The organism is Streptomyces sp. NPDC088812 (assembly GCF_044750285.1).
Classification (GTDB): Bacteria; Actinomycetota; Actinomycetes; order Streptomycetales; family Streptomycetaceae; genus Streptomyces.
In genome coordinates this window covers 163,804-187,940 of sequence record NZ_JBIVJP010000025.1, presented here as the reverse complement: position 1 = coordinate 187,940, position 24,137 = coordinate 163,804, and the positions used below count along the sequence as shown (strand labels likewise).

The following is a 24,137-nucleotide window of genomic DNA, read 5'->3' as shown; positions in this document are numbered from 1 at the left end:
CCACCCCCCAGGTCATGCCTTCGACAGGGGGCAACAGTCATGCCGGGCCCGGAGGCCAGCGGCCCTCTTGCAGGACCGCGAAAAACATAACGGGGGCGCGTGCCGCCTGTGGCGGGGGCCTTCGGGTGGCCCGCGCCGCCTGTCGGAGCGCTTTCCGCGACCCGCAAGGGTTCTGGGGCTGCCCGCGTCCAGCCCCGGGACTCGGGCGCTGGACGAGTTCCAGCACCCGGGACTCGGGCGCCGGACGCGTCCCGTCCCCCCGGGCGTCTCCCGTGCCCCGCCCCGCCCCGCCGATCTCCGCCCGACCGTCGCAGGGGCTGCGGGACCGTCCCACAAGCGCTGTAATACGGACGTGGTCGGTCAGGGTGCTGCGGAGCGCGGAACGGCAGCGCTGCGTGCCGAGGTCGCCCTGAACACGATCGCGGCGGACCCCGCCTCGCCCGAACGGGTACGGCGCGTCCTCGAACAGGCGCTCGTCTTCGCGGGCGCGACCCTCGCCGCCGTCTACACACCCGGCGACGGCGGCGCACTGCTGTGCCTGGTGGAGTCGGCCGGCGTCCCGAGGACCCTGTACGGGCTGCGTGCGGGCTACCCGGCCGACGGGCACTCCCCGGTCGCCGACGTCCACCGGGGCGGACGGCCGCTGTGGCTGGGCCCCGACGGCCCCGCCGACGGCGTCGAGCCGCGCCGCGGCACCACCCGGGACGTCCACCTGGCGGTCCTGCCCGTGCCCGACGGTGCCGGCGGCTGTCTGCTCGCCGTGAGCGAGCGGCCCGGCGGCTTCGGCGGCGACGACCGGGCCTGCCTGGCGCTCGTCGCCGAGGCCGTCACCCCGCCGGTGTCCGCCGCGCCGGCCGAGGGCGGCGAACTGCCCGCCAACGCCTTCAGCCTCGCCGTCGACACCGGACGCGTCGACGTGGGCGACGGGATCCTGGAGCTGTTCGCCCTCGGCCGGGACGCCTTCGACGGCCGGGTGGAGACCCTGCTCGGCCTCACCGTCCCGGAGGACCTCCCCTCCCTGATGTCCGTGGTCGAGGCGGACCATCTGTCGGTCGGGGAACGCGAGCTGGAGTTCCGCGTGCTGCAGCCCGACGGCCCGCCCAGGTGGCTGCGGCTGCGCGGCCGGTCCGTGCCCGGTGGCGACGGCCACGCCACCCGCCTCGTCGGCACCGTCGCCGACGCCTCCACCCTGCGCTCCGCCGTCACCGACGTGGCCCGCGTGCAGCGCCTGGCCGCCGCGCTCGCCACCGCGAGCACCGTCCGCGACGTCGGCCGGGCGGTCGTCTCCTCCCTGCGCGTCCCCCTGCGGGCGGACCGGATCGCCCTCGCCGAACTGGAGAACGACCGCCTCGTCGTCACGGTCCTCGACCCGCCCGAGCCCGAGGCCTGGCCCGAGCTCTGGCGCCAGGAGTGGCGCACCGAGTGGCCCGACGCGCCGGTGCGGGCCATGCCGACGCTCGCCGCCGCCCTGGGCGAGGGCCGCGCCCGGATCTGGCCCGCCGGCGCCGCGCTGGAACCCGCCCTCGCCGAGGTCGGTCCCGGCGGTCTCGCCGTCCTGCCGCTGCCCGCCGCGGGCCGCACGGCCGGCGTCTGCCTCATCGGATGGGACACCCCGCACGACTTCGGCCCCGACGAACGCGCCCTGCTCACCGCCTCCGCGGGCCTCACCGGACAGGCCCTGATGCGCGCCCGCGCCTTCGACGCCGAGCACGAACTCGTCGGCATGCTCCAGCGCCAGCTGCTCCCGCGCCGCCTGCCGAAGCTCCCCGGCGCGGTCGCCGTCGCCCGCTACCTGCCCGCCACAGCCGGCCTGGAGGTCGGCGGCGACTGGTACGACGTCATCCCGCTGCCCGACCACCACGTCGCCCTCGTCATCGGCGACGTCCAGGGCCACAGCACCGGCGCCGCCACCCTCATGGGCCAGATGCGCACCGCCCTGCGCGCCTACGCCGCCGAGGGCCACCCCCCGGACGTGGTGGTCTCGCACGCCAACCGGCTCCTGCTGGAGCTGGAGACCGACCTCTTCGCCACCTGCTGCTACGTCGACCTCGACCTGGAGACCGGCACGGCCTGGTGCGTGCGCGCCGGGCACCCGCCGCCCGTGCTGCGGCACCCGGACGGCTCCACCGACATCGCCGAGACCGACGGCGGCCCCCCGCTCGGAGTGGTCGTCCAGGCCGACTTCCCGATGACCCCGCTGCGGCTGCTGCCCGGTACCGTCCTCGCCCTGACCACCGACGGGCTGGTGGAGTCCGCCGCGTCCGACATGGACACGGGCATGGAGCGACTGGCCCACGGACTGTCCGTCTCCGACCCCGCGCACCTGGGCCCGGTCGCCGACGTCCTCCTCGGCGACGCCCACCGCGGCGACGACGTGGCCCTGCTCCTGCTGCGCTACGACGGCATGGCCGTACGGCCCCTGCGCGAGGGCTGGACGGTGTGGCGGGTGCCCGAGGCGGCCCGGCACGCCCGCCGTTTCACCCGGCGCGCCCTGCGCGCCTGGGGCGTCTCCGACGACACCATGGACGCCGCCCTGCTCGTCGTCTCCGAGCTCGTCACCAACGCGCTCGTGCACACCGACGGCCAGGTCCGCCTCGACCTCACCCTGATCCACCACCGGCTGCGCGTCGCCGTCACCGACACCTCGGCGCGCACCCCCGTCCAGCCGACCGACCCCGGCTGGGAGGCCACCGGCGGCCGCGGCGTCCTCCTGGTGGAGGCCGTGTCCGACACCTGGGGAACGGTGCCGGTCAGCGGCGGCAAGCAGGTGTGGTGCGAGCTGCCGCCGGGGGAGTGAACCAGGACGCGCACGGGTGTCCACGGGGGCGGGCAGGGTACCCGCGGTCCATGGACACCATTGCCACTGCCTACCTGGCGGCCACCGGCCCGTCCGTGCTGGCCACCGTCGCCTTCGTCGTGGTCGGCGTCGCTCTCGTGGGCGGCCTGATCTGGGCCTTCCGGCTCGGCTTCCGGGTCCGCAGGAGCGAGCCCGCACCGCCCCGGCCCCACGAACAGCCGCAGATGCCGGCCTCCGGCCCGGTCCGCGAGAGCCGTCAGGTCCGCGAGCCCAACGAGATGCCGCGCTCGGCGGACGGCGAGCGCCTCACCCCGCACGAGCTGCGTCCCACCGGCGGCCGCGACAGCGACGACCAGAGCCGCCCACGCTGGGACGCCGGCTCCAGCGGCTCGTTCGGCAGCGGCGGACCCGGTGCCCGCTGACCCCGGCCCGCTGACCCCGGCCCCCTGACGTGGTTCCCGGCCGCCGCCCGCCGCGGCCGTACGCTGAGGGCGTGCGCCTGCTGCTGATGTCCGACACCCACCTCCCGAAGCGCGCCAAGGCCCTGCCCGCGCCGCTGCTCGACGAGATCCCGCGCGCCGACGTGGTGATCCATGCCGGGGACTGGGTGGACACGGCCACCCTCGACCTCCTGGCGGGCCGCAGCCGCCGGCTCCTCGCCGTCCACGGCAACAACGACGGCGCGGACCTGCGGGCCCGGCTCCCCGAGGTGGCCTACGCCGACCTGGGCGGGCTGCGCTTCGGCGTCGTCCACGAGACCGGTCCCGCCCAGGGCCGCGAGGCGCGGTGCGCCGCCCGCTTCCCCGACCTGGACGTGCTCGTCTTCGGGCACAGCCACATCCCCTGGGACACCACCGCCCCCGGCGGACTGCGGCTGCTCAACCCGGGGTCCCCGACCGACCGCCGCCGTCAGCCGCACTGCACCTACCTGACGGCAGCGGTGGACGAAGGCCGCCTGACGGACGTCGTCCTGCACCGGCTGCCACCGCGCTGAGATCCCGCCCGCCCGGCCGCTTCCCGCCCGCCCGGCCGCTTCCCGCCGGTCCGGCCGACCGACGACTTACTCGTGGGTCAGATGGTATTGACGGTGCCCGGGAAAGGCCGGACTGTAGTGGACATGTCGAATGTCCGGGCGCGTCTGCTGGCTGTTCTGGTCGTCCTCTGCGGAGTGCTCACGGTGACGGGACCCCCCACCGCCACCGCCGGCCCCGCCCTCGCCACCGCGCTCCCCGACGCCCTCGCGTTCGACGGCACCGCCCTGACCGTGTCGGGCGGACGCTTCGTCGACGCCACCGGCCGTGCGGTCGTCCTGCGCGGCTACGACGTCTCCGGCGAGACCAAACTCGCCGAGAACGGCGGCCTGCCCTTCGCCTCGGTCGCCGACGCCCGGAAGTCGGCGACCGCCCTGCGCGCCCTCGGCGGCGGCAACTCCGTCCGCTTCCTGCTCTCCTGGGCCTACGCCGAACCCGTCCGCGGCCAGGTCGACACCGCCTACCTGGCCGCCGCCACGGCCCAGATGGAGGCCTTCCTCGACGCGGGCATCCGCGTCTACCCGGACTTCCACCAGGACCTCTACTCCCGGTACCTCTTCGACCCGGACAGCTGGTACGCCGGCGACGGCGCCCCCCAGTGGGCGGTGGACCTCGGCGACTACCCCGACGAATCCTGCGGCATCTGCCTCTTCTGGGGACAGAACATCACCCAGAACGGCGCGGTGAAGGCCGCCCAGTACGACTTCTGGCACAACGCGTACGGCCTCCAGGACTCCTTCCTGTCCATGGCCGAGCAGACCATGACATACGTCCGGCAGCATCTGAGCGCCGAACAGTTCGCGGGCGTCCTCGGCTTCGACCCCTACAACGAGCCGTACGCCGGCACCTACGACTCGGGCCAGACCAGCCGCACCTGGGAGCGCGACCTGCTGTGGCCGTTCTACGTGAGGTTCCGGGCCCGGATGGACGCGGCGGGCTGGCAGGACAAGCCCGCCCTCGTCGAACCGAACCTCTTCTGGAACGCCAACATCGACTCCCAGCGGCAGGAGGGCGGCCTCCTCGACGCGGGCACCCTCGGCTCCCGCTACGTCCTCAACACCCACTTCTACGACCAGAAGGCCATCTCCGCGATCCTGATGTGGGGCAAGGCGGCCGACGGCCAGTACGTCACCGACTTCGGCACGGTCCGCGACCGGGCGGCGGCGGCCGGGACGACGGCCGTGGTCAGCGAGTTCGGCCACCCCCTCGCGGGCACGGTCGCGGACAAGGCGCCGACCGTCCTCAAGGCCATGTACCAGTCCCTCGACTCCCGGGTGAAGGGCGCGGACTGGTGGACGACACCGGCCGCCTCCGGGCCCGTCCTGTCCGGCCAGCAGTGGCAGTGGGACATCTACCACGGCCGTCACCACGAGCTGATGAACGGCAACCCCGACAAGGTCCTCACCGACGCCGACGCCTGGAACGACGAGGACCTCTCCGCCGTGCGCCTGGACGACAGCGGCCAGGTGACGCTGCGTCAGGACGCCCGGCTGCTCGACCGCCTCTACCCGAGCGCCACGGCCGGCACCACCCTCGCCTTCACCTACGAGGACCGCTCCCGCGACGGCTCCACCACCCTCACCTGGAACCCGGTCCCCGGCTCGCTGCCGAACGTGGCCCAGCTCGTCGGCTCCGGCCAGTACGGCCTGCTCGCGTGGCGTTCGAACGGCGCCGCGGCCCCCACCGAGCTGCACCTGCCCGCGTCCTTCCCGACCGCGTCCACCACCGTCGTCTCCGACCTCGGCACGGTCCACGCCCCGCCGGCGTACACGGGCGCCACCGGGATCGCCGCGGCCCCCGAACCGGGCGGCACGGGCAGCCGCCGCCTGCTGCTCACCGCAGCCGACTCGGGCACCGTGCACTACGCCCTGGTGACCAACGGGGCGACCGCGCCGTCCGCGTCCCTGCTGGCCGCCGCCCGCTCGGAACTGTCGGCGTGGGCGGCGCAGAAGCTGGGGTAGCGGGGGGGTAGCGGGCCCGGCGGGGCCGGGCCTCGGACCACCTCCGCCGGACCGCCCTGACCGCCCTGACCGCCCCGGATGTTCCTCCCTGTCCGTCCTACTCGTCCCAGGCCTGGATCATCGTCTGCTCGACGATCTTGCCGTCGCGCAGCGAGACCATCGACTCGGCCAGCACGCGCACCCCGTCCGAGTACCGGCACGACTCGCTGTAGGCGGCGCGATCGCCCTGTACGACGCAGTCCTCCAGCCGGTGCGTCATGTCACGGCTGTAGACGTCGTCGAGCATCTCGGCTATCTCGTCCCGCCCGCGCAGAACCTTGGGACGGCTCGGCTGGGTCTGGTGGTCGACGATCCGCAGCTGCGCGTCGTCGGCGTAGAGCGACAGCAGCGTCGCCGCCGTGTCCCCCTCTATGCCCCTGCGCAGCGTCTCGGTGTCGAAGGCGGAGCCTGCCGCAGTGCCCATGGTGACCTCCTCGCGGGACCGCGGCCCCGGGGAGACGGGCCGCCGGGCCCTCACCTTCGAGGCTCCTCCGCCTCACCGGGCTCGGCAAGCGCGGCGGACCGGGTGCGCCTGTCGGGTGAGCGGGCCCGCGCACCCGTGTCCGCCGGGCGCCCGCCGCCGTTGCTGAGGGCATGATCTCCACTCGACGCATCGCCGCCGCCGCCGCTCTCGCCGCCGCGATCACCGGCCTCGCCGCACCCCTGGCGAACGCGGCCGAAGCCCCGGACACCGGCCGGCTGAACCCGATGACCCTGCTGGACTCGCTCGCCGCGAGCGACATCCCCGCCGAGCACCGGGCGGAACTCCCGCCGCTCTCCCGGCAGCTCGGCGAGCTGAACAAGGTGCAGCAGCTCGACAAGCTGAACGAGCTGCACCAGGTCACCGACCTCGCCGCCCCGGTCACCCAGCTGGCGCCCGCCGTCCAGGCCTGAGCCGCCGACGCCTGAGCCGCCGACGTCCGGGCCCGCGGATCCGATCCGTCGGGGGCCGATCCGTCGGAGTCCGATCCGTCGACGCGCCCGCGACGTCGTCGCCTCCCGTGGGGCCGCCCGGATCGCCGGGCGGCCCCCGCGCGTTCAGCCGCCGGTCGCGTCCGGCAGGTCGTGGCCCGCGAGGAACTGTGTCGCCGCCAGTTCGGCGTAGAGCGGATCGGCCGTCACGAGCTCGCGGTGCGAGCCCACCGCGCGGACCCGGCCCGCCTCCATGACGACGATCCGGTCGGCGGACGTCACCGTCGACAGCCGGTGGGCGACGACCAGGACGGTGGTCGTGCGGGCCACGTCGGCGACCGTGTCCCGCAGGGCCGCCTCGTTGACCGCGTCGAGCTGGGAGGTCGCCTCGTCGAGCAGCAGCAGGCGCGGACCGCGCAGCAGGGCGCGGGCGATGGCCACCCGCTGGCGCTCCCCGCCGGACAACTTGGTCCCGCGGTGCCCGACCGGCGTGTCCAGGCCCTGCGGCAGCCGGGCGACCAGGTCGTCGAGCCGGGTCGTCTTCAGCACCCGCCGCACGGTGTCGTCGCCGGCCTGTGGATTCCCCAGGAGCAGGTTGTCGCGCAGGGTCCCCGACAGCACGGGCGCGTCCTGCTCGACGTAGCCGATGGCCGACCGCAGGCGGGGCAGCTCCCAGTCGGTGAGGGGGCGGCCGTCCAGGGTGATCGTGCCGGAGTCGGGCTCGTAGAACCGCTCGATGAGCGAGAACACCGTCGTCTTGCCGGCGCCGGACGGGCCGACGAACGCGGTCATGCCCCGGGACGGCACCTCGAAGGTCACCCCATGGTGGACGTACGGCAGGTCCTCGGCGTACCGGAAGCGCACGTCGGTGAAGGCGACGCGGGCCGGTGCGGCGGCGGGCGCGGGCAGCGCGGCGGGCCGGGCCGGCGGTTCGGCGGGCAGCCGCAGCGCCTCCTGGATGCGGGCGAGGGCCGCGGAGCCGGTCTGGTACTGGGTGACCGCGCCGACGACCTGCTGGATCGGCGCCATCAGGTAGAAGACGTACAGCAGGAACGCCACCAGGGTCCCGACGTCGATCGCGCCCGTCGCGACCCGCGCCCCGCCGACCCCCAGCACCGTGATGAAGGCGGTCTGCATGGCCAGTCCGGCGGTGTTGCCCGCGGCCGCCGACCACTTGGCCGCCCGCACGCTCTGCCGCCACGACTCCTCGGCCGCCGCGTGCAGCGCCCGCTCCTCGCGTTCCTCGGCGCCCGACGCCTTCACCGTGCGCAGCGCCCCGAGCACCCGCTCCAGCGAGGCGCCCATCACACCGACCGCGTCCTGTGCCTGCCGGCTCGCCCGGTTGACACGCGGCACGATCACCCCGAGGACGGTGCCCGCGCCGAGGATCACCGCCAGGGTGACCCCGAGCAGCACCGGGTCCACCACGCCCATCAGCACCACCGTCGCCACCAGCGTCAGACCGCCGGTGCCGAGGCCGACCAGCGAGTTGGTGGTGACCTCCCGCAGCAGGGTGGTGTCCGAGGTGACGCGCGCCATCAGATCACCGGGCTCACTGCGGTCCACCGCCGTGATCCGCAGCCGCAGCAGGTACGACGACAGTGCGCGCCGCGCCCCGAGCACCACCGACTCGGCCGTGCGCCGCAGCACGTAGGAACCCAGCGCGCCGACCGCCGCGTTGGCGACCACCAGACCCGACAGCGCGAGCAACGCGCCCGTGATCGCACGGCCCCGGGAGAGGTCGTCGATCAACCCCCGCGCCACCAGCGGCAGCAGCAGCCCGGTGGCCCCGGTGACCAGGGACAGCAGCGCCCCCGCCAGCAGGGCCCGGCGGTGCGGCCGTACATAGCCGAGCAGCAGACGCCACGGGGGAAGGTCGGCGGCGTTCTCTGCTGTGCTCACAGGGCTCCTCACGGGTGGGTCCGGCCGGCGCCGCTCAGGCTACGCGGACCGCCCCCGCGCGAAATCTCCGGAGGGCGCCTCCGGGCGATGACCTGCCATGTTGTGCGTGTCGTCACCGATGGATCGCGCGTAGGGTCGGACACGGACAGAGGGTCGCCGACGAAAGGGCAGCACCATGGCGCAGGAAGTGCGTGGCGTGATCGCACCGGGCAAGGACGAGCCGGTGCGGGTGGAGACGATCGTGGTGCCGGACCCGGGCCCCGGAGAGGCCGTGGTGAAGATCCAGGCCTGCGGGGTGTGCCACACGGACCTGCACTACAAGCAGGGCGGGATCAACGACGAGTTCCCCTTCCTGCTGGGACACGAGGCCGCCGGGGTGGTGGAGTCGGTCGGCGACGGCGTCACCGACGTCGCCCCGGGCGACTTCGTGATCCTGAACTGGCGGGCGGTGTGCGGGCAGTGCCGGGCCTGTCTGCGCGGCCGCCCGTGGTACTGCTTCGACACGCACAACGCGCGGCAGAAGATGACCCTCACGGACGGCACCGAGCTCTCCCCGGCGCTGGGGATCGGGGCGTTCGCGGAGAAGACGCTGGTGGCGGCCGGGCAGTGCACCAAGGTCGATCCGGCGGTGTCGGCCGAGGTGGCCGGTCTGCTGGGCTGCGGGGTGATGGCGGGCATCGGCGCGGCGATCAACACCGGCAATGTCGGCCGGGGCGACACCGTCGCCGTGATCGGCTGCGGCGGGGTGGGCGACGCGGCCGTCGCCGGGTCGCGGCTGGCGGGCGCGGCGCGGATCATCGCCGTGGACATCGACGACCGCAAGCTGGAGACGGCGCGTGCGATGGGCGCCACGCACACCGTCAACTCGCGCGCGACCGACCCGGTGGAGGCGATCCGGGAGCTGACCGGCGGGTTCGGCGCGGACGTCGTGATCGAGGCCGTCGGCCGCCCGGAGACGTACCGGCAGGCGTTCTACGCCCGCGACCTGGCCGGGACGGTCGTCCTGGTCGGTGTGCCGACGCCGGAGATGAAGCTGGAGCTGCCCCTGCTGGACGTGTTCGGCCGGGGCGGGGCGCTGAAGTCGTCCTGGTACGGCGACTGCCTGCCCTCGCGCGACTTCCCCATGCTGATCGACCTGCACCTCCAGGGCCGCCTGGACCTGGGGGCGTTCGTGACCGAGACCATCGCGCTCGACGAGGTGGAGAAGGCGTTCGAGCGGATGCACCACGGCGACGTCCTGCGCTCGGTGGTGGTGCTGTGATGACCGCGCGCATCGAACGCCTCGTCACCTCCGGCACCTTCAGCCTCGACGGCGGCACCTGGGACGTCGACAACAACGTCTGGATCGTCGGCGACGACCACGAGGTGATCGTCATCGACGCCGCGCACGACGCGGAGGCCATCGCCGCCGCCGTCGGCGACCGACGGCTCACCGCGATCGTGTGCACCCACGCCCACGACGACCACATCGGGGCCGCGCCCGCCCTCGCCGACCTGACCGGCGCCACCATCTGGCTGCACCCCGACGACCTGCCGCTGTGGAAACAGACCCACCCCGACCGCGATCCCGACGCCCACCTCCTCGACGGCCAGGTCATCGAGGCGGCCGGCGCCGACCTCACCGTCCTGCACACCCCCGGCCACGCGCCCGGCGCGGTCTGCCTGTACGACCCGGGACTCGGTGTGCTCTTCACCGGCGACACCCTGTTCAAGGGCGGCCCCGGGGCCACCGGCCGGTCCTGGTCCCACTTCCCGACGATCATCGCCTCCGTCCGTGACCGGCTGCTGACCCTGCCGCCCGAGACGAAGGTCCTCACCGGCCACGGCGACTCCACCACCATCGGCGCCGAGGCACCCCACCTGGAGGAGTGGATCGCCCGGGGCCACTGAGCACCCGGCGGGCCGGAGCGCCGACCGACGTCCTGGCCCGCCCGGCCCGCGACTCCACCCGGGTGACCCCCGCGAAGGCGACACAAGACGTCCGGCGACACAAGACGTCCGGTTTCCCGGCGGTCCTCGGTGAGGGCATCGACGCCGGGACGCACAGGAGGTCGCACACGTCCGGTCCGCTTCAGGGCAGGGTCGCGCTGGTCGCGGGGGCGACCCGGGGTGCGGGGGCGACCCGGGGTGCGGGACGCGGTGCGGGACCCGGGGAAGCCGTTGGACACGACGGGGTACCGGTGAGCCGGGCGCGCCCGCCGGCCGTGGCCGCTCAGCCGTCCGCCCCGGGCGGCAGCGGCCACCGCGCCGAGTGCCCCGGCGGCAGATCCAGATCGTCGCGTACGGCGGCGTAGTAGCCCTCGCGGCCGGCCCGCTGCCGCTCCAGCAGCGCCTGCCAGGCCCGCGGGTCGTGCGTGCTCTCCCGCAGGAACCGCTCCATCTCCATCACGGTGGTCACCCACACCCGCGCCCTCTCCACCACCTCCCGGCTGCCCAGCATGATCAGCGCTTCGCCGGACGGGTCCCGGGCCTCGGTGGCCTCCGCCAGCAGCGGCTCGGCCTCCGCCGGGGACATCGGGTGCGGGTGCGGGTCGTTGCCGAGATGCGCGGCGACCCGGTACGTCAGGGTGACCGACTTCTTCAACGTGCGGGCGTAGTCGGCGTACACGGCGAGCCGCCGCTCCTCCCAGCGGGCCGACGCCTCGCGCCGGAACCGCTCGCGGTCGCTGCGCACGAGCGCCAGATACGAACCCAGGGCGCCGATCACGACGCCTATCAGGGCGGGGAGCTGCTGAAGGAACGCGGACATGCGCGCACGCTACCGGCCCCCGTCCGGCAGAGGGGAAGACCTGACGGACGGGAAGGTCCGGCGGACGGGAAGGTCCGGCGGACAGGAAGTTCACCGTTTCGTCACAGCTAGGGCCGGACCACAACCGCCGCCCCCTCCCACGGGTCTAGGAAGGCGAGATCGCCGTTCCGGGCCAGGGAGAGGGCAGCCATGGGGGACATACGCAGACGAGCAGCGGCAGCGCTCGGGGTCACGGGGCTGGTCGCTCCGCTGACGCTCGCGCTGGGCACGGCGCCGGCGCAGGCCGCGAGCTGTACCACGCAGGCCGGGCCGTACCAGAAGCAGGTGGAGAAGTTCCTCGGCCGGCCGGTCGACGGCAAGCAGTCGTCCGCCGACTGCAAGGCCGTCCAGGCCTTCCAGAAGAAGCACGGCATCACGCCGGCCATCGGCTACGCGGGGCCCGTCACCTGGGGCGTGATGGACCTCATGAACAAGCAGAAGGCGGTGGGGAACAAACCCAACGCGGCCGGCAAGTGCCCGACCAACAAGGGCCGCATCGCCTGCGTCAACCTCACGCTCCAGCTCAGCTGGATCCAGGACGGCAGCAAGCTCGTCTACGGGCCCGTGCCCGTCCGCACCGGCCGCAACGGCTACGAGACCCGCACCGGCCTGAAGAAGATCTACTGGCGGAACATCGACCATGTGTCGACCATCTACAACGTGCCCATGCCGTACAGCCAGTTCTTCGACGGCGGGCAGGCCTTCCACTCGGTCGGCGTCAGCATGTGGAACCCGCCGGGCTCGCACGGCTGCGTCAACATGACCAAGACGGCCGCGAAGAAGTACTGGTCGCTGCTGAAGACCGGCGACGACGTCTTCGTCTACGGCCGCAAGCCGGGCACCTGACGGAGCGGCTGTGAGCCGTGACATATGACAGGCGGACGTGACCAGTCACACGTCCGCCTTGTCCGTTTAATCCCTGTATTACTCACGTGGCCTTCACCCCCGACGCCGTAAGATTCACACCATGTCCACCACTGTTGAACCCCTCTCCGAGCGATCGGCCGAAGAGGTCAACGAGGAGATCCGGGCCCTGTGGCTCCGGTCGGGCGGGACACTGAGCGTCGAGCAGCGCGAGGAGTACCAGCGGCTCGTCCTGGAGTGGGCCGCCGCGGCCCCGCAGTCCCTCCGGGCGGCCTGACGGCCGTCCGTCGCGGCACTCCGGCAGCGGAGCGCCGTCCCGGGGCACCCCCCGGCACACGGGTGCTCTCCTCGCACTGACCTCGGCCGTCCTCCACGGCCTCGTCGACTACTTCGGCGGCATCCCGTCCCGCCGCCTCCGCTTCGCCACCGTCACCGCCCCGCCCGTCGTCCCCGCCCCCGGTCCGCGGGCGGCTCAGCCCCAGGTCGCCGAGTAGTAGCGCTGGTACGCCCTGCGGTCCTGCTCGGCGCGGATGTACCGTGTCGCCACGAGCGCGACCAGACTGCCCGCGATCACCAGCAGTCCGGGGCCGACGTTACGGGGGTCGGTCAGCCGGGAGACGAGGGACGAGCCGTCGAAGGCGCCCGTCACCGGAGTCGTCGAGCCCGGTGAGGCCCCACCGGCGGCGGCCGCGGCCTGCGTCGGTGAGGACGACGGCTCGGCGGCGCCCTCGGACGGTGCGGGAGAGGCGCCGTTCTGCGCGCCGTCGGACGGCGCGGCCACGATCAACTGCACACCGAGCCGGTCGAGCGCCGCCGCCACCGGCTGGAAGAACGTCGTACCGCCCGCCGTGCAGTCACCGCTGCCGCCCGAGGTGATGCCGAGCGCGATGCCCTCGGAGAACAACGGGCCGCCGCTGTCGCCGGACTCCGCGCACACGGTCGTCTCGATCAGCCCGGAGACCGTGCCCTCCGGATAGTTGACCGTCGCGTCCAGGCCGGTGACCTCGCCGTCGCGCAGCCCGGTCGTGCTGCCGCTGCGGAACACCCGCTGCCCGACGGCCGCGTCGCCCACGCCCGTGATCCGCACCCCGTTGCCGTTGCCGATGGCCACCACGTCGGCCCCGTCGCCCGCGTCCCCGTCCGCGTACTCCACCAGGGAGAAGTCATTGCCGGGGAAGGTGGACTGGACCGTCCGGCCCACCTGACGGTCGCCCTGGCCGTCCGCGAACCAGAGGGACCCGGCGGGTCCGCAGTGCCCGGCCGTCAGGATGAAGTCGCGCGATCCGTCGGTCACGTTGAAACCCGCCGAACAGCGCCCGCCCGTCGACAGGATGGGCTCGGCGCCGTTGACACGGGTGGTGAAGGTGCCGGAGGTGCGCTCCATACGGACGAAACCGCCGATGCCCGACGCGACCCGTGTCAGCGCCGACCAGTCGGTGGCCGACACGGTGCTGTCGGCCCGCACCACGACCTGGTTGGACCGGTAGTCCATCACCCACGCGGTCCCCGCCACCCGGGGCGCCGAACGCAGCGTCTCGGCCGCCGACCTCAGCTCGTTCATGCTGTGGCCGACGACCTTGGCCTCGGCGCCCGCCGCGCGGACCGTCGTCGCCGTCGTCTCGTCAGTGACGGCGACGACCGGACGCCCGTCGGCGCCGATCCAGGTGCCCGCCGTGCGGGCGGTGCCGAGCCGCTCCACCAGGTCCGCCCCGTCGCCCGCGGCGGACCGTGCCGCATCGCCCGGCACCGCCGACGCGGCGGGCGGCTCACCCGCCATGGCGGCCTGCGTGACCATGGCCCCTCCCAGGAGGAGTCCGCCGACGGCCGCCAGCCGTGTCACCCGCCGGACGATCCGTCGTCGTACGTGCCTCATACAGGGCTCCCGAAAGCCGAACGCGCGGTGCCGGCACCGCGGGGCCCTCCGGTCGTCGAGCGCCCCCGACTCCATACGTGCCGGAGCCGCGCCGCGTTCAGCCCGGGAGCGAGCGGGGCACGCCGTGCGGGCCACCCCGCCGAACATGGTGACCTCCTCCGGCCGCGCACCGTCGGTCCCCTCGGGGCGCCAGCGCGACTTCCAGATGCGGGCGGTGTGCGGCTGGGAGGTGTCGATGCGGTCGCGCGGCGACTGCGCCGCCTCGTCCACGGCCGGCGGGTTCTCGGTCACGCAGCAGCTCCTGGTCATGCCTGGGAGAAGGTGAGCCACGGTCAAGGAGCAATCCACACGGCCGAGTTGACCGGCGCGCGGGCGCCTCCGCCTTCCGCCGCGGGCCCCGCCGCGCGGTCGCCCGGACCGCCGTCCAGCTCGTCCGAGGCGAATCCGCGGGCGGTCCCGGCGAGGAAGCCGGAGAGCCGCACACGGGCGTCGGAACGCGCCCGCCGGAGGCGTCCCGTTCGCATGATCCGGCGGCACGCCGGAGCCGCCCTGTCGTGTGCCGATGACCAGGACCCCGCACGAGACGTCCGGTGAGCCGAATCCCCTGCACGGCCTCTCCCTCGACCGTCTGCGCCGTCGTACGAGCGAAAAGTGGCGGGGGGTGCGGCGGATGGCGGCCGCGGTGCGCTGACGCCGGGGGAGCGCCGGGCGCCGAGGTGAAGCGGCCGCGCGCTGCCTAGACTTCAGGGCATGGACGCTACGGCTCTGGACACACTGGCGGCGGGCAAGTACCTGCTGCTCACCAGCCACCGGAAGAACGGAAGCCCCGTCGCCACCCCGGTGTGGGTGGTGCGCGACGGGGACACGCTCGGGGTCTGGACGGCCGCGGACTCCTGGAAGGTGAAGCGGATCAGGGCGCGCGGCGATGTCCTGGTGGGCCCCTGCGATGTGCGCGGCAGGCCGTCCGGCAGGCAGGTCGCGGCCACCGCCGAGGTCTGCGACCCGGAGACCACCGCCCGCTACCGCACCCTGATCGCCCGCAAGTACGGTCTCGTCGGCCGCCTCACCCTCCTGGGCAGCCGGTTGCGGCGCGGCCTGGACGGGACCGTCGGCATCCGCGTCACGCTGTGACCCGGGCCCCGGCGACCGGGGAGACCAGGCGACCGGGAGACCAGGCGACCGGGTGGGATCGCGTCCCGTTCGGGAACCGGGCGGGGAGGTGCGCTCCCCGTCGTCCGGCCGGCAGTCGGCGATCCGGTCGCGGGCCGTCCGGCGGCGCCGGTTGCGCCGGTTGCTGGCCGTCCGGCGGTGCCGGTCCGGGCGGGTGTCAGTACCAGGCCCGGTACGGCTCGTCGACGAGCTGGAAGACCGGCTCGCCCCGGACCGGGTCCTTGGCCGTGGACAGCCGGACGCGGTCACCGCTGTGGATGCCGATGGGCGGGCCCATGACCCGGCCGCGCACGACGAAGCCCTCCGCCATCTCGATCAGGGACACGTTGCGCGCGGAGGGCGTGTTGCGGTGCAGCACCGTGGAGTGGCGGACCGTGCCGGTGCCCTGGCTGCGCTCGGTGCGCAGGTCGCTGCCCTGGCAGACCGGGCACAGTATCCGGTGGTACATGGCGGTGCCGCACCAGGTGCAGCGCTGGAAGAGGATCGCCTCGCCGTCCGCGGCGTGCTGGTCGAGCACTCCCGCCGGGGAGCCCGCCGCCTGCTGAACGGTGCCGCCTGAGTGGTGGTACACGCTGGTCAACTCCCTGCGCTCGGCCGGAATCCCGCGTGCGCGGCTCACCCGGGCACGCCCGTGCGCGGTGGAGCGTGCCACCGTGCACGCGCCCAGAGTATGGCACTCAGTGCCACGCGTAAAGGCACTGCGTACCCGAATCAGGGGTGGGTTCCGTCGTGCGCCAGAGCCGTCTCGATCTCCCGCACCACCTGCCACAGCGGTGCCCCGCGCCGCGCGACGACCACCACCACGTCCTCCGGCGTCGCCGGTGCCGTCGGTGCCGTCGGCGGCTCGGCGGCGGGCGGCCGTCCGAACACCGACTCCACGTAGCCGAGGGCGTGGTCCACCGTGGCGGTCGCATCGGCCCGGCCGCCCGAACGCAGCCAGGCGCGCAGCGCGTTGTTGTGCGCCGCGACGACGGCGGCGGCGATCACGTCGGCTCGGAGAATCCCGTCGCGGCGCCCGGCGAAACGTCCGCGCAGGTAGTCCGCGAGGGCGCGCTGGTAGCGCTGGACGACGCCCAGTTCATGGGCGCGCAGGCCGGGCACCCGCTTGGTGAGGTGGTAGCGCTGTACGGAGAAGGCCGGGTTCTCGGCGTACATCCGCAGCACCAGGCGGGCGGCGTCGCACACCCGGCGCACCGGCTCGTGCTCCTCGCCGCTCGCGGCGAGGAAGGCGGTCATGTCGGCCAGGCACCGCTCGTGGTCGGGGAAGACCACGTCCTCCTTGGAGGGGAAGTACCGGAAGAAGGAGCGCCGTCCGACGCCGGCCAGTGCCACGATGTCGTCGACGGTCGTCCGCTCGTAGCCGCGCTCCAGGAACAGCCGGAAGGCCGCCGTGACCAGGGCGTCCCGCATGGGCGGTCTCCCGGCCCGCGGCGTGCTGCTGCTCATGCCCGGGAACGTAGCACGGGACGGCACTCGGTTCCCTCCGGCGGGAACCGAGTGCGCTCGGGCGGACCGGGCGGGGGCCGCCGGGGCTGTCGACCCCTGGGCGTCAGAGCCGTTCGGCGGCCTCGACCACGTTGGTCAGCAGCATGGCCCGCGTCATCGGACCCACCCCGCCGATCGGCGGTGCGAAGGAGCCGGCCACGTCGCCGACGTCCGGGTGCACGTCGCCGAGGACACCCTCGACCGTGCGGGTCAGGCCGACCGAGAGGACCGTCGCGCCCGGCTTGATCCAGTCCGGCCGGACCAGGTGCGCCACCCCCGCGGCGGCCACCACCACGTCCGCCTCCCGGGCGTGCGCGGCCGTGTCCTGCGTGGCCTCGTGGCACAGGGTGACCGTGGCGTGCTCGGTGCTGCGGGTCAGCATCAGCCCCAGCGGGCGGCCCACGGTGACACCGCAGCCGATGACGCAGAACTGCTGCCCGGTGATCGGCACGTGGTTGCGCCGCAGCAGGTCGATGATGCCGCGCGGGGTGCACGGCAGCGGGCCCGGTATGCCCAGCACCAGCCGGCCCAGGTTCGTCGGGTGCAGCCCGTCGGCGTCCTTCAGCGGGTCGATCAGCTCCAGCACGGCGTGGGTGTCGATGTGGGCGGGCAGCGGAAGCTGCACGATGAACCCCGTGCACGCCGGGTCGTCGTTCAGCCGCAGCACCGCGGCCTCCACGTCCGCCTGGGAGGCGTCGGCGGGCAGCTCGACCCGGATCGAGGCGATGCCGACCTGCGCGCAGTCCCGGTGCTTGCCGCCCACGTACGAACGGCTGCCCGGGTCGTCGCCGACGAGGATCGTGCCGAGCCCGGGGGTGATGCCGCGCTCCTTCAGCGCCTGGACCCGGAGGGCGAGTTCGCTCTTGATGTCGGCCGCTGCGGCCTTGCCGTCGAGGAGAGTTGCGGTGGTCACGGGAGTGCGGGAGCCCTTCAGGAGAAGAAAGCCGGTCCGCTCATCGTACGGCCCGCCCGCGACGCCCGGTCGCGCTCCTCCGCCCGGACGCGGCCCGGGGCGGCACTCCGGGGCGCCCCGCACGCCGCCCGCGCGCCCGCGTACGCTTCCCGCACCACCGGCCGTCCCGCGCGCCCGCCCTGTCCCTTCCCGCCTTGTCTCTTCCCGCCCGTCCGGCCGGTCCTGCCCGTCCCGCCGTCCCGCCCGTTCGGCCGGTCCCGCCCGTCCCGCCGTCCCGCCGGTCCTGCCCGTTCCGCCGTCCCGCCCGTTCGGCCGGTCCCGCCCGTCCCGCCGTCCCGCCCGTCCGGCCGGTCCTGCCCGTCCCGCCGTCCCGCCGGTCCAGCCCGTCCCGTCCGAGGAGTCCGCATGCCCGCCGTCCGCCCCCGCCTGCTCTACGTCACCGACCTGGCGTACCAGGCCCGCGGGCGCCGCTACTGCGACGAGGACATCCTCCTCACCTCCCGGCTGCGCGCCGACTTCGACCTCGCCCTGTGCCACCCCGGGGACGCGGCCGCGCTGATGGACGCCTTCGACGCCGTCGTCGTGCGCAACAGCGGTCCCGTGCTCGGCCACCGGGAGGCGTACGAGGCCTTCCGCGAGCGCGCGTCGAGTGCCGGGACCCGTGTCTACAACCCGCTCACGGGCCGCGCCGACATGGCGGGCAAGCAGTACCTCGTCGACCTGAGCGCGGCCGGCCTCCCGGTCATCCCCACCGTCGACCGCCCCGAGGACCTGCATCGGCTGCCCCCGGCCGACCGCTACGTCGTGAAGCCCAAGCTCGGCGCCGACTCCCTGGGCCTGCGCGTCGTCACCGCCGACGCGCTGCCCGCCCTGGCGGACGGAGCCACCCTCGTCCAGCCCCGCGTCGACTTCGCCTACGAGGTCTCCTTCTACTTCGTCGACGACGCCTTCCAGTACGCCCTGTACGCCCCGCACCCCGACCGCCGCTGGCGGCTGGAGCCGTACGAGGCCACCGCGGAGGACCTGGCGTTCGCCCGCCGCTTCATCGACTGGAACGGTCTCGCGCACGGCGTCCAGCGCGTCGACGCCTGCCGAGCCCCCGGCGGCGAGCTGCTGCTGGTGGAGCTGGAGGACCTCAATCCGTACCTGTCCCTGGACGCCCTCGACGACGCCGCACGGGACGCCTTCGTCGCCGCCCTGACCCGGTCCCTGCACCGCTTCCTCGCCGGCTGAACCCCAGCGCGCCCGCGCACGTATCCCTCCCCGGGGACACGGGACGGAGGGAGAGCAGCGTGCCGACACCGGCCGAACCCGGACGACCGCCGGATCGCCCGGCACCCCGGGAGAGCACGGAGAGCGCCGGCAGCCCGGACCGCCCGGTCCTGGAGCCCATCCGGGTGCTCAGACCGCGCAACACCGACGCCCTCGCGGAACTCTTCCGGGAGATGACGGAGGACGCCGGCCCCTACGAAGCCGTCCCCCTGCCGGACGGGCCCACCGACGCCGAGGCCCAGACCCGGGAACTCCCGCCGGTGGGGGAGGGCGGGCCGCGACTGAGGCGCGGCGCCCGGCCGCACCGCGCGGCCGTCGCCTCGGTCGCCGTGCTCGCGGCGGCGCTGGCCGGCTTCGCCTGCGCCCTGCTGCTGCCCGGCCGCGACGACGGGGCGACCGCGCGGACACTCCCGGCGACCGTCCCCGCACCGGCCACCAGCACCGCCGGCGGCCAGGCCGCCACGAGCGACCCCGACGGGCCCGGCACGCTGCGCGAGGGCGACACCGGCCCCGAGGTCACCGACCTCCAGCAGCGTCTGCGCCGCATCCCGAACGTCTACGACGACGGCCCCACCGACGGCCGCTACGGCACCGTCCTCACCCAGGCCGTGGCCCGCTTCCAGCTCTGGTACGGCGTCCGCGGCGACGAGACCGGCGTCTACGGCGACGACACCCGCCGCGATCTGGAGTCCCGCACCGGATGACGCGACCGCGCCCCTCCGGCGGGGCCGGACGGACGGGGCTACGGGGCGGAGGCCGGCCCCTCCCCGTCGTCCGGGACGCGGATGTCCAGCACGCACACGTCGTCCCGCTGCTCGGGCTCCAGCAGGGTGCCGAGCAGCCGCTCCAACGGCGAGGACCCGGCCGGGACGGCCGCGGTGGCGGCGCGGGCGAGCCGCTCCAGGCCGCGGTCGATGCTCTCCGAGGGCCGCTCCACCAGACCGTCGGTGTACAGCACCAGCCGGTCGCCGGGCCGGAGAACGACTTCCGCCTCCTCGTGGTGCGGGGTCTCGGTGGCGCCGAGCAGCACTCCCCGGGGCCGGGCGAGGTAGCGGGCCTCGCCGTCGCGCAGCAGCAGCGGCGGCGGGTGACCCGCCTGCGCCCAGACCAGCCGCCGTCGGGCCGGGGTGTAGCGGGCCAGGACCATGGTCGCGGTGCCGTGCGGGTCGCGGGAGTGCAGCAGCAGGGCGTTGAGCCGGGCGAGCGCCCCGGTCAGCGACGAACCCGTGATGATCATGCCTTTGGCGGTGAAGCGCAGGAGGGCCATCGCGGCGACGGCGTCCATGCCGTGCCCGGCGACGTCCCCGACGGCGAACAGCGCGTCCCCGTCGGGCAGTTCGATGGCGCTGAACCAGTCGCCGCCGACGTTGAGTCCCGACTGCGCGGGCAGGTAGGCGATGTCGACGTGCAGCCCCGTCAGCCGGGCGGGCCGCTTGGGCAGCGGCAGCAGCGCGTCCTGGAGCCGTGCCGCCACCGTGCGTTCGGCCTGGAGCACGCCGTGCTGGGTGAGGATGGCCCGTTCGCTGGCGAGCAGGGCGAGTTCGGTGGTGCGCCGGTCGGTGAGGTCCTGTACGAAGCCGTGCACCTCGACCGGCGTGCCGTCGGCGTCCGTGACCGCCTCGGCCACCGCCCGCAGATGGCGGACGTCTTCCCCGGCGGCGATCCGGAACGGCACGTCGCACGGCCGCCCCTCCCGCATCAGGTTCCCGAGGGCGCGGGCCAGCGCGGGCCTGTCCTCCGGCAGCGCCAGTGCTGTCAGCCGCGGCAGGGGCACGGCGCCCCGCTCGGGGGCGCGGTCGAAGATGGTGAAGACCTGGGAGGACCAGTTCACCTCGCCCGTGACCAGGTTCCAGTTCACCCATCCGAGGTTGCCCAGCCGCTGCACGTCCGCGAGCCGCTGCTCCTGCCGGTCCGAGGGGTCCTGCCGGATCCAGCTGACGACCAGCCGGTCGCCCAGCCGCGCGGCCCGCGCCGAGCAGGCGGGCGGCTCACTACTCCCGGTCCCGGCCCCGCTCCCCGCCCCGGCCCCGCTCCCGGCCCCGGCCCCGCTCCCGGCCCCGGCCCCGCTCCCGGCCCCGGCCCCGGCCCCGGCCCCGGCCCCGGCCCCGGCCCCGGCCCCGGTCCCGGCCCGCCGGTGGGCGAACGGCTCGCTCTCGTACGGCTGTCCCGAGGCCAGCGCGGTGAGGCAGCCCTGCCACAGCGGCTCTCCGGCCAGCTCCGGCCAGCACTCCAGGACGCGCAGCCCGACCAGTCGGCGGCCGCTGCGGCCGGCCGGATCGACGGTCCCGGGGGTGGCGGCGTCGATACGGAAGTCCTCCACCCGGCCCGGGGCGGCGGGCAGCGGGGTGAGCAGGACGGCGGCGGCGGGCAGCCGGTCGAACACCGTCTGCACGGTGTCGCTGTCCGCCCCGACGGCCGGGTCCTGCCGGGTGCCCAGCACGCGCAGCGGCCCGGCGCACAGCCCGGCGGCGGCCAGCAGCCGCCGGCGGACCTCGGGCGTGAACGGGCCCTCGCGGCGACGGAGTATGCCGAGGGCCAGGCCGGCCGGCTCCCCGGCCTGCACCGGCAGCCAGGCCCGGCTCGGCCACCGCTCTGGCGGATCGCCGATCAGCGGATACCGCGTCCGGTCCTCCTCCGGGTCCTCCAGCCAGCGCGGCTCCCCGGCGTCCAGGGCGTCCAGGGCGGCGGTCCCGCCGAGCGGCGGCACCCCGCTCCACCGGCCGGCGGGGGCGGTGTCGAGGCCGGCGTGCCCGAGGAGTTCCAGCCCGCCGGACGGCAGCCGGGCGACGATCAGGACCGCGTCGGCGCCGGTGTCCGGGGCGAGGTGGTCCAGCAGGCAGCGGGCGAGGTCCTGGGGGCTGCCGACGTGGGCGAGGGCCTGCCCCAGCCCCGCGAGCCCGACGGCTGCGGCGTCGGTCGGTTCCTCCGGTTCCTGCGGGGCGCCGGGACTCATGCCGGTGACGGCGTCGGGCGGGTCCGGCCGCCCGGGGGACGGACCCGCCGGTGCGCCCAGTCCGTCGAGGGTGAGCAGGCACTCCTCCAGCAGGGTCCGCCGGGCCTCCTTCGCGCGCCGTCGCAGCTCCTCCTGGGCGGCTTCCGCGGAGCACCCGGCCAGCGCCATCACGGCCCCTTTGGCACGCTCCACCACGGCTGTGGTGGCCGCCAGGTCCTGCAGTCGGTCCATCTCGGCACGCTGGCGCGCCACGACCCTGGTGAGGGCGGCCATGTCGGGCGCGGCACCTGACGGGGCCGGCCGGGCGGGTTCGCTCGTCACGCCACGAGCATGGCACACCGATCAGTCTTCGATCGGGGTCTTGCGGCAACGCCGCCGCCAGGCGTGATGTCCGGCGCGGGCGCCGGACGGAGGTCGCCGTTCAGCGTCCGGAGCCGGTGTCCGCCAGGGCCTCGGTGACCGCGCGGACGCTGCGGGCGATGTGCTGGAGCTGGAGTACCTCGGCGGCGTAGAGCTTGATCGTGTGTTCGATGACCGACTCGGGCACGCCGAGGCGCGGCAGGTCGGCGCGGGCGGTCTGGAGGGCGGTGCGGGCGATCCGTATCTCGTGCTGAACCTGGATCTGCGCGTGGCGGGCGAGCAGCACGGGGTGGCGCAGCAGCGCCGGGTAGCTCGCGTACCGCGCGGGCACCAGTTCGCGCAGCCACTTGGCCGCGGAGCGCTGCCAGTCGTAGCTGCCGGGGGTCTTGACCTGGCACGGCCAGTCCGGGCTGATGCGCGTCGTCGTCAGGGGCATGATGATCATCGCTTCCGGTGTGCGGCGTCGTGACGGGTGGTCCGACGTTGTGGAGCGGCCCCGGCCCAGGGGGTGACCGGGGCCGCTCCGGGGGGCCTCGCGCCGGGCGAGGCCCGGACATCCTGGGCGCCGACGCGGGTAGGGCACGGCGGCTTCGGATGCCCGTACTCGGGCCCTCGACGGGCGGGTGCGGCCGTGAGCAGTATTTATATATGCCGTCTCCCGCGCAAGACGTATGAAAACATTCATGCGCGGAATGGCCGGAAACGTTCTTCTGTGCCTCTTCTGTGAGGGGGTAGCGGAGGCGTCGCGTGGGCGACGGGTGGGGAAGGCCGGTCAGGGGGGCGCGGCGGCCGGGAGGTCACTCCCGCAGGAAGAAACGGTGCTGCTCGGCGATCTGCTCGTACTCCTCCAGGCGGGCCTGGGTGCGCTCGGGGCCCGCGTCCGTCATCGCCTGGAGCAGCGCGGCCGCCATCACCCCGGGGGCGGCGTAGGAGTCGAACACCAGCCGGGAGCCGGTACCGGTGGCGAAGGTGACGTCGGCCTCGTCGGCCACCGGGCCGAGCGCCAGGTCCGTCACCAGCGCGACCTTCAGCCCCGCGCCGCGGGCGACCCGCACGGCGGTGAGCGTCTCGTGGGCGTGCCGGGGCATCGAGAACGCCAGCACCCAGGTCCCGCCGGCCTCCCGGGACTGCAACAGCGCGTCGTAGGCGACGCTGCCGCCCCGGGTCACCAGCCGCACGTCCGGGTGGATGCGCCGGGCGGCGTAGGCGAAGTACTCGGCGAGCGAGGCGGAGATGCGCAGGCCCAGGATCGTCAGCGGCGTCGACGCCGACAGCTGCCGGCCGAGGTCGATGACCCCGTCGGGGTCGGCGAAGTCGCGCCGCAGGTTCTCCAGGTTCTCGATCTCCGCGTCGACCGCCGCCTGGAGCTCGTTGCCCCGGTTCACCTCGGCCGCCGCCGGCCCGCCGGCCCGGGTGCCGAGCGCGATCGCCTGGAGCCGTTCCCGCAGCGCCGGATACCCGCTGAACCCCACCGCGGCCGCGAACCGGGTCACCGAGGGCTGGCTGACGCCGACGCGCTCGGCCAGGTCGGTGATCGACAGGAACGCCGCCTCGGTGAGGTGCTCGATCAGGTACTGGGCGATGCGCCGCTGCCCCGGCGACAGATGGGGCCCGTCGAACAGGGCCCGCAGCCGTGAGGTGGGGGACGCCTCCGCCTCCGGAGCGGTCTTGCCCGAGGTGATCGTGGTCGCCTGTGCGCGTGCCTGCTGAGGCGATGGCACCGGTCCTCCTCCTTTGTCTCCCACGGGGCTCAACATAGCTCAGGGCCTGCCGGGCCGGGCGCCGTGCGAGGGGGAGCGGGAGGGTGAGGCGGGGTG

The 24,137-nt window shown here is 74.6% G+C and carries 23 protein-coding genes; 13 read left to right on the top strand and 10 right to left on the bottom strand.

Going from position 1 to position 24,137, the window contains the following annotated elements; translation table 11 throughout:
* The first annotated feature begins 352 nt into the window (after positions 1-352).
* The 4 genes from ACIP67_RS35505 to ACIP67_RS35490 all read left to right on the top strand — a co-directional run bounded on the left by ACIP67_RS35505 (position 353) and on the right by ACIP67_RS35490 (position 5,789).
* Positions 353-2,797 (top strand): SpoIIE family protein phosphatase, encoded by a 2,445-nt coding sequence (locus ACIP67_RS35505; RefSeq protein ID WP_401697424.1) that lies wholly within the window; start codon positions 353-355, stop codon positions 2,795-2,797.
* Between the two features lie 50 nt (positions 2,798-2,847).
* Complete coding sequence (locus ACIP67_RS35500) at positions 2,848-3,219, top strand: DUF6479 family protein (RefSeq protein ID WP_401697422.1); 372 nt, start codon at positions 2,848-2,850, stop codon at positions 3,217-3,219.
* A gap of 71 nt (positions 3,220-3,290) precedes the next feature.
* Positions 3,291-3,791 (top strand): metallophosphoesterase family protein, encoded by a 501-nt coding sequence (locus ACIP67_RS35495; RefSeq protein ID WP_401697420.1) that lies wholly within the window; start codon positions 3,291-3,293, stop codon positions 3,789-3,791.
* Between the two features lie 123 nt (positions 3,792-3,914).
* Positions 3,915-5,789, top strand: a complete 1,875-nt coding sequence (locus tag ACIP67_RS35490; RefSeq protein ID WP_401697418.1) for an endoglycosylceramidase — start codon at positions 3,915-3,917, stop codon at positions 5,787-5,789.
* Between the two features lie 97 nt (positions 5,790-5,886).
* Here the strand turns inward: ACIP67_RS35490 and ACIP67_RS35485 are convergent, their stop codons facing one another.
* A complete protein-coding gene (locus tag ACIP67_RS35485) occupies positions 5,887-6,252 on the bottom strand; it encodes a nuclear transport factor 2 family protein (protein WP_401697416.1) in 366 nt (121 codons plus the stop codon).
* Positions 6,253-6,422: 170 nt separating this feature from the next.
* On the opposite strand from ACIP67_RS35485, the gene ACIP67_RS35480 reads away from it, so the two are divergent.
* Positions 6,423-6,722 carry a hypothetical protein gene (locus tag ACIP67_RS35480; protein WP_401697415.1) on the top strand — a complete coding sequence of 100 codons (300 nt, stop codon included), beginning with the start codon at positions 6,423-6,425 and terminating at the stop codon, positions 6,720-6,722.
* Positions 6,723-6,866: 144 nt separating this feature from the next.
* Here the strand turns inward: ACIP67_RS35480 and ACIP67_RS35475 are convergent, their stop codons facing one another.
* Positions 6,867-8,642, bottom strand: coding sequence for an ABC transporter ATP-binding protein (locus ACIP67_RS35475; RefSeq protein ID WP_401697413.1), 1,776 nt, complete (start codon positions 8,640-8,642; stop codon positions 6,867-6,869).
* Between the two features lie 175 nt (positions 8,643-8,817).
* Here ACIP67_RS35475 and ACIP67_RS35470 point away from each other — a divergent pair, with 175 nt between their 5' ends.
* Positions 8,818-9,903, top strand: coding sequence for an S-(hydroxymethyl)mycothiol dehydrogenase (locus ACIP67_RS35470; RefSeq protein ID WP_401697411.1), 1,086 nt, complete (start codon positions 8,818-8,820; stop codon positions 9,901-9,903).
* The gene (locus tag ACIP67_RS35465; protein WP_401697410.1) at positions 9,903-10,532 is read left to right on the top strand and encodes an MBL fold metallo-hydrolase; all 630 of its coding nucleotides are present in this window, start codon (positions 9,903-9,905) and stop codon (positions 10,530-10,532) included. Before ACIP67_RS35470 ends, ACIP67_RS35465 begins: the two co-directional genes overlap by 1 nt.
* A gap of 322 nt (positions 10,533-10,854) precedes the next feature.
* Here ACIP67_RS35465 and ACIP67_RS35460 read toward each other — a convergent pair whose 3' ends face one another.
* A complete protein-coding gene (locus ACIP67_RS35460; protein ID WP_401697408.1) occupies positions 10,855-11,391 on the bottom strand; it encodes a hypothetical protein in 537 nt (178 codons plus the stop codon).
* Positions 11,392-11,580: 189 nt separating this feature from the next.
* Here ACIP67_RS35460 and ACIP67_RS35455 point away from each other — a divergent pair, with 189 nt between their 5' ends.
* Both ACIP67_RS35455 and ACIP67_RS35450 read left to right on the top strand, forming a co-directional pair.
* Positions 11,581-12,276 (top strand): L,D-transpeptidase family protein, encoded by a 696-nt coding sequence (locus tag ACIP67_RS35455; protein ID WP_401697406.1) that lies wholly within the window; start codon positions 11,581-11,583, stop codon positions 12,274-12,276.
* A 121-nt stretch (positions 12,277-12,397) separates the two neighbouring features.
* Positions 12,398-12,571, top strand: coding sequence for a hypothetical protein (locus tag ACIP67_RS35450; protein WP_401697405.1), 174 nt, complete (start codon positions 12,398-12,400; stop codon positions 12,569-12,571).
* A 195-nt stretch (positions 12,572-12,766) separates the two neighbouring features.
* Here ACIP67_RS35450 and ACIP67_RS35445 read toward each other — a convergent pair whose 3' ends face one another.
* Positions 12,767-14,167, bottom strand: a complete 1,401-nt coding sequence (locus ACIP67_RS35445; protein ID WP_401697440.1) for a S1 family peptidase — start codon at positions 14,165-14,167, stop codon at positions 12,767-12,769.
* A gap of 562 nt (positions 14,168-14,729) precedes the next feature.
* Between ACIP67_RS35445 and ACIP67_RS35440 the strand changes: the two genes are divergently transcribed.
* Together ACIP67_RS35440 and ACIP67_RS35435 are read left to right on the top strand one after the other, a co-directional pair.
* A complete protein-coding gene (locus ACIP67_RS35440) occupies positions 14,730-14,858 on the top strand; it encodes a hypothetical protein (RefSeq protein WP_401697403.1) in 129 nt (42 codons plus the stop codon).
* Positions 14,859-14,917: 59 nt separating this feature from the next.
* Positions 14,918-15,298, top strand: coding sequence for a PPOX class F420-dependent oxidoreductase (locus ACIP67_RS35435; RefSeq protein WP_389518173.1), 381 nt, complete (start codon positions 14,918-14,920; stop codon positions 15,296-15,298).
* 196 nt (positions 15,299-15,494) lie between these two features.
* Here the strand turns inward: ACIP67_RS35435 and ACIP67_RS35430 are convergent, their stop codons facing one another.
* The 3 genes from ACIP67_RS35430 to ACIP67_RS35420 form a co-directional block, all read right to left on the bottom strand.
* Positions 15,495-15,908, bottom strand: coding sequence for a Zn-ribbon domain-containing OB-fold protein (locus ACIP67_RS35430; RefSeq protein ID WP_401697401.1), 414 nt, complete (start codon positions 15,906-15,908; stop codon positions 15,495-15,497).
* Positions 15,909-16,048: 140 nt separating this feature from the next.
* Positions 16,049-16,747 (bottom strand): TetR family transcriptional regulator, encoded by a 699-nt coding sequence (locus ACIP67_RS35425; RefSeq protein WP_401697438.1) that lies wholly within the window; start codon positions 16,745-16,747, stop codon positions 16,049-16,051.
* A gap of 139 nt (positions 16,748-16,886) precedes the next feature.
* Positions 16,887-17,735 (bottom strand): bifunctional methylenetetrahydrofolate dehydrogenase/methenyltetrahydrofolate cyclohydrolase, encoded by an 849-nt coding sequence (locus tag ACIP67_RS35420; RefSeq protein WP_401697399.1) that lies wholly within the window; start codon positions 17,733-17,735, stop codon positions 16,887-16,889.
* A 405-nt stretch (positions 17,736-18,140) separates the two neighbouring features.
* On the opposite strand from ACIP67_RS35420, the gene ACIP67_RS35415 reads away from it, so the two are divergent.
* Positions 18,141-18,968, top strand: coding sequence for a hypothetical protein (locus ACIP67_RS35415; RefSeq protein WP_401697398.1), 828 nt, complete (start codon positions 18,141-18,143; stop codon positions 18,966-18,968).
* A gap of 59 nt (positions 18,969-19,027) precedes the next feature.
* Positions 19,028-19,711 (top strand): peptidoglycan-binding protein, encoded by a 684-nt coding sequence (locus ACIP67_RS35410; protein ID WP_401697397.1) that lies wholly within the window; start codon positions 19,028-19,030, stop codon positions 19,709-19,711.
* A 38-nt stretch (positions 19,712-19,749) separates the two neighbouring features.
* Here the strand turns inward: ACIP67_RS35410 and ACIP67_RS35405 are convergent, their stop codons facing one another.
* The 3 genes from ACIP67_RS35405 to ACIP67_RS35395 form a co-directional block, all read right to left on the bottom strand.
* On the bottom strand, positions 19,750-22,281 hold the full coding sequence (locus ACIP67_RS35405) for a SpoIIE family protein phosphatase (protein ID WP_401697396.1): 2,532 nt from the start codon (positions 22,279-22,281) through the stop codon (positions 19,750-19,752).
* Positions 22,282-22,381: 100 nt separating this feature from the next.
* Positions 22,382-22,756, bottom strand: coding sequence for a hypothetical protein (locus ACIP67_RS35400; protein ID WP_401697436.1), 375 nt, complete (start codon positions 22,754-22,756; stop codon positions 22,382-22,384).
* Between the two features lie 361 nt (positions 22,757-23,117).
* Positions 23,118-24,041: a MurR/RpiR family transcriptional regulator gene (locus ACIP67_RS35395; protein ID WP_401697394.1), complete on the bottom strand. Its 924-nt coding sequence runs from the start codon at positions 24,039-24,041 to the stop codon at positions 23,118-23,120.
* Positions 24,042-24,137: the final 96 nt, after the last annotated feature.